This is a genomic window from Rhizobacter sp. P1_G5 (assembly GCF_056405435.1).
In genome coordinates this window covers 1-4,133 of record NZ_JBFUCB010000551.1, presented here as the reverse complement: position 1 = coordinate 4,133, position 4,133 = coordinate 1, and the positions used below count along the sequence as shown (strand labels likewise).

The 4,133-nt window shown below is 68.4% G+C and carries 4 protein-coding genes; 1 reads left to right on the top strand and 3 read right to left on the bottom strand.

Annotated elements, in window-relative coordinates:
- From AC1D12_RS26690 to earP, 3 genes are all read right to left on the bottom strand, one after another.
- Nucleotides 1-342, bottom strand: a 342-nt coding sequence (locus AC1D12_RS26690; protein ID WP_477844015.1) for a hypothetical protein, incomplete at its 3' end; no start/stop codon positions are given.
- A 64-nt stretch (nucleotides 343-406) separates the two neighbouring features.
- Nucleotides 407-961 (bottom strand): elongation factor P, encoded by a 555-nt coding sequence (efp, locus tag AC1D12_RS26685; RefSeq protein ID WP_477844013.1) that lies wholly within the window; start codon nucleotides 959-961, stop codon nucleotides 407-409.
- An 82-nt stretch (nucleotides 962-1,043) separates the two neighbouring features.
- A complete protein-coding gene (gene earP, locus AC1D12_RS26680; protein WP_477844017.1) occupies nucleotides 1,044-2,087 on the bottom strand; it encodes an elongation factor P maturation arginine rhamnosyltransferase EarP in 1,044 nt (347 codons plus the stop codon).
- A gap of 26 nt (nucleotides 2,088-2,113) precedes the next feature.
- Between earP and uvrC the strand changes: the two genes are divergently transcribed.
- A complete protein-coding gene (gene uvrC, locus AC1D12_RS26675; protein WP_477827508.1) occupies nucleotides 2,114-4,075 on the top strand; it encodes an excinuclease ABC subunit UvrC in 1,962 nt (653 codons plus the stop codon).
- The last annotated feature ends 58 nt before the right edge of the window (nucleotides 4,076-4,133 follow it).

Here is a 4,133-nt window from a genome sequence, read left to right as displayed (position 1 = left end):
GTCGGGCGCGGCGTCGCCATCGGCCTGCGGCTCGTCGCCCGCGAGCGACCAGCCGAGCCAGGGGGCGTGCCAGGCGCCGGCCTCGTGGTGCCATGCGGCGGGCCACTCGGCGGCAGCGTGCCCGCACAGCGCGGCCAGCGCGGGGGCCGCGTCGAAACCGGGGGCTGTCAGCAAAGCCTGCGGTGCGAACTCTGTCAGCACCGTGAGCTTTTCGCGCAGCACCGGGTCGCCCGGCCGCAACGGCGTCAGCTGCGGCGCGCCCGGCGCGAGCCGTCGCAGCCCGGGCTGCATCCGGAACGGCGAGGTGATGGCGCTGAAGTCGAAGCCGGTGGCAGGACCCATGGTCACGGACGGTAGCAAAAAGGGCACCCGAGGGTGCCCTTTGCGGGGAGGCAGTGTGCGTGGATCAGACGCGCTTGYGGTACTCGTGCGTGCGGGTGTCGATTTCGATCTTGTCGCCGGTTTCGACGAACAGCGGAACCGAGACCTCGAAGCCGGTAGCCAGCTTGGCCGGCTTCAGCACCTTGCCCGAGGTGTCGCCCTTGACGGCCGGCTCGGTGTAGGTGATCTCGCGCACCAGGCTGGTCGGCAGTTCGACCGAGATCGCCTTGCCGTCGTAGAACACCACTTCGACGGGCATCGCGTCTTCGAGGTACTGCACCGCGTCGCCCATGTTCTCGGCCTCGACCTCGAACTGGTTGTATTCGGCGTCCATGAACGCGTACATCGGGTCGGCGAAGTAGGAGTAGGTGCACTCCTTCTTGTCGAGGATGATCTGGTCCATCTTGTCGTCGGCCTTGAACACGACCTCGGTGCCCGAGTTGTTCAGGAGGCTCTTGAGCTTCATGCGCACGGTGGCGGCATTGCGGCCACCGCGGCTGTATTCGGTCTTCAGCACGACCATCGGGTTCTTGTCGTGCATGATCACGTTGCCTGCGCGAATTTCCTGTGCGATTTTCATAACGATTTCCGTAGGGGCTGTTTTGCCTGGGCCAGCGCGCGCCGGAATGTTCAATGGCCCAGAACGCGCAAAGCCGGCGATTTTATAGCGATTCGGCGACGAAAGACAGCAACTGACCGGCGAGATCGGTCTGCGCGAGCAAGGCTTTGCGCCAATTCAGGCACTGCGCCTGCCAGGACGCGCGATCAGGCCCGATGCCGGCAGGGTCTTGCAGGCCGTTCCAGGCCCGCCACGCCGCGCGGATGTCCGGCGTGGCGCTGAAGCGGTCGAGGAAGGCCTGCAGCTTGGCCTCGTGCACGCCATCGTCCTGCGGATAGATCTGCCAGATGAATGGCTGGCCGGCCCACAGCGCGCGGACCAGCGAATCCTCGCCGCGCACGAAATTCACGTCGCAGGCCCACAGCAGCCGGTCGAAACCGGCCTGCGCGAGGTAGGGCAGGGACAGCACCCGGATGGACGCCGGCAGCCCGGGCAGCGGCGGCGCGGTGCCGGGCACCAGCAGCAGCGTCGGCCGATGGCCGAGGGCATCGAGCAAGGCCCCGGCTGACGGCACGCGGTAGCAGAACAGGCTGGCCAGTTGCTCGCCGGGCCGCGGCGCGATCTGCCGGGCTGCGAGCCACGCCGCGCGGTCGAACGCCTCGCGCTGCGCCATCAGCCCCGGCTCGCGCAGCAGCCCGCCGGTGGCGGCCGTGAAGCCGGGGTAGAAGAACCACTTGCTCATGCCGCGTGCCGGCCCGTGCATCTGCGGCGAGCGCAGGCGGTGGCTGCGCTCCACGTAGGCCTCGGCACTCAGGTATTCGAGGTTGATCCACACCGGCGCTCTTTCGGCCGCTCTTTCGGCAATCCGCACCAGCACCGCCGGCGGCAACTCGCACCCGAAGGCCTCGACCACCACGTCGCCGATCGGCCGGGCCTCGTCCTCGGCCTCGGGCCACGCCTGCAGCTCGACACCGGCCGCGCCGCCCGGCGCCATCCACGCGAGCGCGCGTGCGTCGTCGACCCACAGCCGCACCCGCTCGCCGCGCGCGGCCAGGTCGGCGGCGAGCCGCCAGCACACGCCGATGTCCCCGAAGTTGTCGACGACGCGGCAGAAGACATCCCATTGCAGGTGCGGCATGCGCGCCATTATCGGCAGCGGCACAATCGCAACCGATGAACGAGACGACGTCGTTGCCCGAAGAACCCACCGACCCGGCGCCGCCGGCCGACCCCGGCCGCGAGCGCCTGCTCGCCGAGGTGCTGGCGCTGCCCGGCCTGCCCGGCGTCTACCGCTATTTCGACGCGAATGATGCGGTGCTCTACGTCGGCAAGGCGCGCGACCTGAAGAAGCGCGTCTCGAGCTACTTCCAGAAGAACCACGGCGGCACGCGCATCGGCCACATGATCAGCAAGATCGTGCGGATGGAGACGACGGTGGTGCGCTCGGAAGCCGAGGCGCTGCTGCTCGAGAACAACCTGATCAAGACGCTCAACCCGCGCTACAACATCCTGTTCCGCGACGACAAGAGCTACCCCTACCTGAAGATCGTCTCGCACGCGTTCCCGCGCATGGCCTACTTCCGCGGCGCGGTCGACCGCAAGCATCGCTACTTCGGGCCGTACCCGAGCGCCTGGGCGGTGAAGGAATCGATCCAGCTGCTGCAGAAGGTGTTCCACCTGCGCACCTGCGAGGACACCGTCTTCAACAATCGCACGCGGCCCTGCCTGCTGTACCAGATCAAGCGTTGCTCCGGTCCGTGCGTCGACTACATCGCCGCCGACGACTACGCGCGCGACGTGGCCAATGCCGAGCGCTTCCTGCTCGGCCAGCAGCAGGAGGTGATGGACGGCCTGCAGGCGCAGATGATGGCCCACGCCGACGCGCTGGAGTTCGAGCAGGCGGCCGAGATCCGCAACCAGCTCGGTGCCTTGTCGAAGGTGCTGCACCAGCAGTCGGTCGAGGACAACACCGGCGTGTCGACCAAGGACGCCGACATCCTCGCGGTGAAGGTGCAGGGCGGGCGGGCCTGCGTCAACCTCGCGATGGTGCGCGGCGGGCGGCACCTGGGCGACCGGCCGTACTTCCCGGCGCATGTCGAGGACGCGACCGAGATCGGCGCCGCAGGCGGCGCAGACGCGGAGAGCGAGCGCGCATCGCCCGAGGTGCAGGTGCTGGAGGCCTTCATCGCGCAGCATTACCTCGACAGCGAGGTGCCGCCGCTGCTGGTGCTGAGCCACGTGGTCGACAAGGCGCTGATCGATGCGCTGACCGAGCACAGCGGCACCCGCGTGAGCGCGCAGCACCAGCCGCGCGATGCGCGCCGCGCCTGGCTGGACATGTGCATCCAGGGCGCGCAGCTGAAGCTTGCGCGGCTGCTGTCGGAAGAGGGCTCGCAGCAGGCGCGCACGCGCGCGCTGGTCGAGGCGCTGGACCTGTCGCCGGAAAACCTCGACACATTCCGCATCGAGTGTTTCGACATCAGCCACACCGCCGGCGAGTCGACGCAGGCATCGTGCGTGGTGTTCGAGACCCACAAGATGYTGAACGCGCAGTACCGCCGCTACAACATCGAGGGCGTGACCGGCGGCGACGACTATGCCGCGATGCGCCAGGTGCTGACGCGGCGCTACAGCAAGATCGCCGCGGCGCTGGCTGACAGGGAGTCCGGCGAGCCGACGAACGTGCGCATGCCCGACCTGGTGCTGGTCGACGGCGGGCGCGGCCAGGTCAGCATGGCGCGCGAGGTGTTCGAGGAACTGGGCCTGGACCTGTCGCTGATCGTCGGCGTCGAGAAGGGCGAGGGCCGCAAGGTCGGCCTCGAGGAACTGGTGTTCGCCGACGGCCGCGAGAAGGTGTACCTGGGCAAGGATTCGGCGGCACTGATGCTGGTGGCGCAGATCCGCGACGAGGCGCACCGTTTCGCGATCACCGGCATGCGGGCGCGCCGCGCCAGCGTGCGCACCGGCGGCAGCCGGCTGGAAGACATACCCGGCGTGGGGCCGAAGAAACGTGCGAAACTTTTGCAGCGCTTCGGAGGCGTGCGTGGCGTGGGCCATGCGAGCGTTGACGATCTTGTTACTGTCGACGGAATCTCGAGGGAATTGGCGGAGGAGATCTATCGTGCGTTGCATTGAGAAGTACCCATCGCGCCGGGCGTGGCTGGGCGTGGCGATGCTCGCCGTGCTGGCCGCC